This window comes from Streptomyces sp. BR123 (genome assembly GCF_013401435.1).
Lineage (GTDB): Bacteria > Actinomycetota > Actinomycetes > Streptomycetales > Streptomycetaceae > Streptomyces.
In genome coordinates this window covers 1-6,020 of the sequence record NZ_JACBGN010000388.1, presented here as the reverse complement: position 1 = coordinate 6,020, position 6,020 = coordinate 1, and the positions used below count along the sequence as shown (strand labels likewise).

Below are 6,020 nucleotides of genomic sequence, written 5' to 3'. Positions count from 1 at the left end.
GCCCCCGCCCCCTCGGCCGGCTGACATGGGAGCGGGCCACGCCCACCGGCTCTACCGGCACGCGGACTCCCCCGTCCACACGCTGCCGCCGCACTGCAAGATCGCCGCGGTGTTCGCGTTCGTCCTGGTCGTCGTGTCCACACCCCGCGAGGCGGTGTGGGCCTTCGGCCTGTACGCCCTCCTCGTCGCGGCCGTCGCCGCCACGGCCCGGATCCCGGCCGGCCTCCTGCTGCGCCGGATGCTGATCGAGGTCCCGTTCGTCCTCTTCGCCGTCCTCATGCCCTTCGTGGCCGAGGGCGAACGGATCGAGGTGCTCGGCATGTCACTGAGCGTCTCCGGGCTGTGGGGCGCCTGGAACGTGCTCGCCAAGGGCACCCTCGGCGTCGCCGCGTCCGTCGTCCTCGCCTCGACCACCGAACTGCGGGAGCTGCTGCTCGGACTCCAGCGGCTGAAGCTGCCCCCGCTGCTCGTACAGATCGCCTCCTTCATGATCCGCTACGGCGACGTGATCACCGACGAACTGCGGCGCATGTCCGTCGCCCGCCGCTCCCGCGGCTTCGAAGCCCGCGGCATCCGGCACTGGGGGGTGCTCGCCAAGACCGCCGGAGCCCTCTTCATCCGCTCCTACGAACGCGGCGAACGCGTCCACCTCGCGATGGTCAGCCGCGGCTACACCGGCTCCATGCCGGTCATCGACGACGTCACCGCCGCCCCCGCCCAATGGGCGCGGGCGGCCGTACTCCCCGCGGCGGCCCTCGCCGTCTGTGTGATCGGATGGACCCTGTGACCCCGCCCTCCGCCTCTTCCCCCGCCCCGACGGCCGCGCCCGCCTCCCTGGAGGTCTCCGGCCTCGCCTACGCCTATCCCGACGGCCACCAGGCCCTCTTCGGCGTCGACCTGACCGTCGGCCGCGGCGAGCGGGTCGCCCTGCTCGGACCGAACGGCGCCGGCAAGACCACCCTCGTCCTCCACCTCAACGGCATCCTCGCCGGCGGCGTCGGCACCGTGGCCGTAGCCGGCCTCCCCGTCGAGAAGCGGAACCTCGCCGAGATCCGGCGCCGCGTCGGCATCGTCTTCCAGGACCCCGACGACCAGCTGTTCATGCCGACCGTCCGGGAAGACGTGGCCTTCGGACCGGCCGCAGCCGGAATGCGCGGACCCGAGCTCGGACAGCGGGTACGGGAAGCCCTGGAACAGGTCGGCATGGCCGACTTCGCCGACCGGCCCCCGCACCACCTCTCCTTCGGCCAGCGGCGGCGCGTCGCCGTGGCGACCGTCCTCGCGATGCGGCCCGAGATCCTCGTCCTGGACGAGCCCTCCTCCAACCTGGACCCGGCGTCGCGGCGCGAGCTCGCCGACATCCTTCGCTCGCTCGACGTGACCGTGCTCATGGTCACCCACGACCTGCCGTACGCGCTGGAGCTGTGCCCCCGCTCCGTCGTCCTCAGCGAGGGCGCCATCACCGCCGACGGGCCCACCCAGGACCTGCTCTGCGACGAGGAGCTCATGCGCAAGCACCGCCTGGAGCTGCCCTTCGGCTTCGACCCGCGCACGGTGCCCGCGGCATAACCGCAAGCCCGTGGTGGTTGGACGGCTCGTGAACATCCAGGGTCAGGTGGCGGAGGGCTTCGAGGCCGTCCGGGACGCCTTCATACGCAACTTCGAGGTGCTCGGCGACCGGGGCGCGGCGGTGGCCGTGTACCGGGACGGCCGACGGGTCGTCGACCTGTGGGCCGGCACGCGGGACGTGGACGCGGATGCCGGTGCCGGCGTCGGTGCGGGCGCCGGCGTCGGTGTCGTGCCGTGGACGGCCGACACGGCGCAGGTCATCCGCTCGGCCACCAAGGGCGTGGCCGCCGTCGTACCGCTGCTGCTGCACCAGCGCGGACTGCTGGACCTCGATGCGCCCGTCGGAGCGTACTGGCCGGAATTCAAGGCCGGCGGCAAGGAGGGGGCCCTCGTGCGGGACCTCCTCGCCCACCGGGCGGGCGTACCGGCCCTCGACGTGCCCCTCACCCCGCAGCAGGCCGCGGACGGGCTGACCGGGGCGCGGGCCGTCGCCGCACAGCAGGCGTTCTGGGAACCGGGCACGGCGCACGGCTACCACGCCCAGACCTACAGCTGGCTGCTGTCCGAACTGGTGCTCCGCGTCACCGGCGCCTCCCTCGGCAAGTGGCTCGCCCAGGAAGTCACCGGGCCGCTCGGGCTCGACTTCTGGATCGGCCTGCCGGAGGCCGAAGCGGCGTCGGGGCGGGTCGGGCGGGTCGGCGCCGTCGAGCCGCCGGAATCCGCGGGCGCCCTGCGGACCCGGCCGCGCCGGAACGTCTCCGAGGCCTACGCCGACCCGCAGTCGCTCACCCGCCGCGCCTTCGCCGCGATCACCCCGCTCGCCGACGAGAACGCCCCCGCATACCGGGCCGCCGAACTCCCCGCCTCCGCGGGCATCGGCACCGCCCGGGCCCTGGCCGGGCTGTACGCGGCGCTGCTGGACGACACCGAGGACGGGCCGCGGCTGTTCACACCGCAGACGGTGGCCCTTGCGGGCGCGGAACTGTCCGCCGGCCCGGACCGGGTCCTGGTCGTGAACACCCGCTTCGGGCCGGGACACATGCTGCACAGCCCGGCCTCGCCGATGCTGTCCCCGGCGTCGTTCGGCCACCCGGGGCGCGGCGGATCCCTCGCCTTCGCGGACCCCGAGGCCGGCATCGGCTTCGGCTACGTCACCAACGCGCTGGCCAAGTCCGTCACCGCCGACCCCCGCGCCCAAGCGCTGATCCGCGCCCTCCGCACCTGCCTCTAGGCTGCCGCCCGGCCACCGTCCCACCGAGGCCGCGCTGCCCTGCCGCGGCCGCCGGGCCGTCCCGCCGCCAGGGCCAGGCGCCCGCAGCGGGATCCGGCGGAGCGGAAGCCGCCCCGCCGGGCGGGGACACGGCCCGGCGGGGCACCCGGACCCGCTCCGGCTGCTGCCGGGGACAGCACCGCGCCCGGCGGCGCCGGCCGGGCAAATCCAGCCCCGCCGGCGTTTGAGGCGCGGGGTCGGGGGCGGAGCCCCGGTCAGGAGAGCGCCGTGGCGCCGGGGGCCGGACTGGTGGTGGTGCGGGTGGCTCGACAGGTGCCCGAGGCTTCGAGAGCCGCGGCGACCTTGGCCGCCGCCTCCTCGTCCCGTACCAGGAACGCCGTGGTCGGGCCGGAGCCCGACACCAGCCCGGCCAGGGCGCCCGCCTCCACACCGGCCGCCAGCGTGCGCCGGAGGTCCGGGCGGAGGGACAGCGCCGCCGGCTGGAGGTCGTTGGCCAGGGCCGCGGCCAGTGCGTCCGGGTCGCCGGAGGCGAGGGCCGCCAGGAGGGCGGGGGAGGCCTGCGGCTCGGGGATGTCCCGCCCCTCGGCCAGCCGGTCGAACTCGCGGAACACCGCCGGGGTCGACAGGCCGCCCTCGGCGACCGCGAAGACCCAGTGGAACGCGCCCGCCTCGACCGGGGTCAGCAGTTCGCCCCGCCCGGTGCCGAGCGCCGCCCCGCCGATCAGGCTGAACGGCACGTCGCTGCCGAGCTCCGCGCAGATGTCCAGGAGTTCCCCGGTCGGCGTGTCCAGCCCCCAGAGGAGGTCGCAGGCCAGGAGCGCGCCGGCTCCGTCCGCGCTGCCGCCGGCCATGCCGCCCGCCACCGGGATGCTTTTCGTGATGTGGATGTGGACGGCGGCGTCGGAGCGGCCCGCCCTGGCCGCGAGGAGTTCCGCCGCCCGGGCCGCGAGGTTGGTGCGGTCGAGGGGGACCTGGTCCGCGTCGGGGCCCGAGCAGGTCACCGTCAGCTCGGCGGCCGGGGTGACCGTCACCTCGTCGAACAGCGACACCGCGAGGAAGACGTTCGCCAGGTCGTGGAAGCCGTCCGGCCGGGCCGCGCCCACCGCCAGCTGCACGTTCACCTTCGCGGGGACGCGTACCGTCACGCCCGCGTTCGGAGCAGCACTCACAGGGCCGGCCTCTCCGCGTGGGCCGGCTTGTTCTCGGCGATGGCGGCGAACTCCTCCACCGTCAGGGACTCCCCGCGGGCCTGGGGGGAGATCCCGGCGGCGACCAGGGCGGCCTCGGCCCCGGCGGCGGATCCGGCCCAGCCGGACAGCGCGGCCCGCAGCGTCTTGCGGCGCTGCGCGAACGCCGCGTCCACGACCGCGAACACCTCCGCCTTCGAGGCGGTCGTCTTGATCGGCTCGGTGCGCCGGACCAGCGAGACCAGTCCGGAGTCCACGTTCGGCGCGGGCCAGAACACGTTGCGGCCGATGGCGCCGGCCCGCTTCACGTCCGCGTACCAGTTCGCCTTGACCGAGGGGACCCCGTACACCTTGTTGCCGGGCCGGGCGGCCAGCCGGTCGGCGACCTCGGACTGCACCATGACCAGGGTCCGCTCGATGCTGGGGAAGCGGTCCAGCATCGTCAGCAGCACCGGCACGGCCACGTTGTACGGCAGGTTCGCGACCAGCGCGGTGGGCGGCGGCCCCGGCAGCTCCTCGACGAGGAGGGCGTCGGAGTGGACGAGCGCGAAGCGGTCCTTGCGCTCCGGCATGCGCGCCGCGATCGTGGCGGGCAGCGCCGCGGCGAGGACGTCGTCGATCTCGACGGCGGTGACCCGGTCGGCGGCCTCCAGCAGCGCGAGCGTCAGCGAGCCCAACCCGGGCCCGACCTCGACGACCACGTCGTCGGGCCGGACGTCGGCGGTGCGCACGATGCGCCGCACCGTGTTGGCGTCGATGACGAAGTTCTGGCCCTTCTGCTTGGTCGGGCGCACGCCGAGGGCGTCGGCCAGTTCGCGGATGTCGGCCGCGCCGAGGAGGGCGTCAGGGGTTCTGTCGGGCTGCTGCTCTGCGGTGCTCACCGGTAAAGCCTACGGCCGCAGTGCGGCCACGGAGCCGCCCCCCGTTGCACGTACAGTTTCTTGGCCCGGTACGTCTGCTCCGCGCCCGACGCGTCCTGCGGGCGGCCGCTGCCGCCGAGGGCCTGCCAGGTGCGGACGTCGAACTGGTACAGGCCGCCGTACGTGCCCGACGGGTCGGTCGCGTCGGCCCGGCCGCCCGACTCGCACCGGGCCAGTGCCGGCCAGTCGAGGCCCTCCGCGCCCGCGACGGACGCAGGCAGTGGCTTCGTGCCGACCTTGACGAGCTGGGTGACGGGCTCGCGGACGGTCTCCTCGGCGACCTGGCGGGGCGTCTGGCGGACGCCGTTGACGGTGCGCAGGACGTACGTGACGCGCCGGGTGCCGGCGCGGCCGGGCTGTTCGACGAGCTCGGTGCCGGCGAACAGCGTGTCGTCCTCGACGCGTTCGGTCTCGAAGGGGATGCGTTCTTCGCGGACCTCGCGGGTGCCGGTGACGCGGAGCACGGTGACGGTCTGGCCGTCGCGGGGGAAGGAGTCGGGCGGGACGGAGGTGGTGTCCTGGCCGCTGAGGACGATGCCGGCCTGGGCGAGGGCCTCCTGGACGGTGGCGGCGTTCGTGCGGATGGTCGTCTCGTCGCCGTCGGCCATGAACGTGACGCTGCGCTCGGTGCGGACGGCGAGGGTGAGGCCGGTGCGGGGGACGGGCGCGGTGCGGGGGACGGAGAGGTGGGCGCCCTCGACGCGGATCCCGAACTGGCGCAGGGCCGCCTCGACGGTGTCGGCGGTGGTCCACACCTGGCGGCTCTGCCCGTCGAGGGTGAGCTGCAGGGGCCGGCCGTAGCGGACGACGACCTCGTCGCCGTCGCCGAGGGCGGCTCCGCGGGCGGGGGCGACGAGGTCGTGGGCGCTGACGCCGAGGCCTTCGGAGGCGAGGAGTTCGCCGACGTCGTCGGCGAAGGTGTGGAGGGTCCGGGACTGCCCATCGACGGTGAGGCGGACGGACTTGTCGGCGGCGACGAACGCGGTGGTGCCGCCCGCGAGGAAGGCGACGACCAGCGCTTGCGGAACGATCCGCCGCCAGGAGGCGGGTGCCGCGACGCGGCCTGGGACGGGGCCGTCGGGGGTGGCGGCGGGCGCGGGCCCGGCCCCGGGC

General features: G+C 75.2%; 6 protein-coding genes. 3 read left to right on the top strand and 3 right to left on the bottom strand.

What is annotated here, in order from left to right; all coding sequences use genetic code 11:
- The first annotated feature begins 25 nt into the window (after positions 1–25).
- Genes cbiQ through HYE82_RS33375 form a run of 3 tightly spaced genes read left to right on the top strand, consistent with a single transcriptional unit; the run spans position 26 to position 2,800 of the window.
- Positions 26–787, top strand: coding sequence for a cobalt ECF transporter T component CbiQ (cbiQ, locus tag HYE82_RS33385; RefSeq protein WP_179177965.1), 762 nt, complete (start codon positions 26–28; stop codon positions 785–787).
- Entirely contained in the window at positions 784–1,569 is a 786-nt protein-coding gene (locus HYE82_RS33380) for an ABC transporter ATP-binding protein (protein WP_309144536.1), read from the top strand. The genes cbiQ and HYE82_RS33380 overlap by 4 nt, the downstream gene beginning before the upstream one ends.
- 28 nt (positions 1,570–1,597) lie before the next feature.
- Complete coding sequence (locus tag HYE82_RS33375; protein WP_179177963.1) at positions 1,598–2,800, top strand: serine hydrolase domain-containing protein; 1,203 nt, start codon at positions 1,598–1,600, stop codon at positions 2,798–2,800.
- A gap of 254 nt (positions 2,801–3,054) precedes the next feature.
- Here the strand turns inward: HYE82_RS33375 and HYE82_RS33370 are convergent, their stop codons facing one another.
- The 3 genes from HYE82_RS33370 to HYE82_RS33360 all read right to left on the bottom strand — a co-directional run.
- Positions 3,055–3,969 carry a 4-(cytidine 5'-diphospho)-2-C-methyl-D-erythritol kinase gene (locus HYE82_RS33370; protein ID WP_179177962.1) on the bottom strand — a complete coding sequence of 305 codons (915 nt, stop codon included), beginning with the start codon at positions 3,967–3,969 and terminating at the stop codon, positions 3,055–3,057.
- Positions 3,966–4,868, bottom strand: coding sequence for a 16S rRNA (adenine(1518)-N(6)/adenine(1519)-N(6))-dimethyltransferase RsmA (rsmA, locus tag HYE82_RS33365; protein ID WP_179177961.1), 903 nt, complete (start codon positions 4,866–4,868; stop codon positions 3,966–3,968). Before rsmA ends, HYE82_RS33370 begins: the two co-directional genes overlap by 4 nt.
- Positions 4,865–6,020, bottom strand: a 1,156-nt coding sequence (locus HYE82_RS33360) for a resuscitation-promoting factor (RefSeq protein ID WP_179177960.1), incomplete at its 5' end; no start/stop codon positions are given. The genes HYE82_RS33360 and rsmA, both read right to left, overlap by 4 nt.

Excerpts from the sequence above, each read along its gene's own strand:
- cbiQ (WP_179177965.1), top strand. The coding sequence starts at position 26 with ATGGGAGCGGGCCACGCCCACCGGCTCTACCGGCACGCGGACTCCCCC.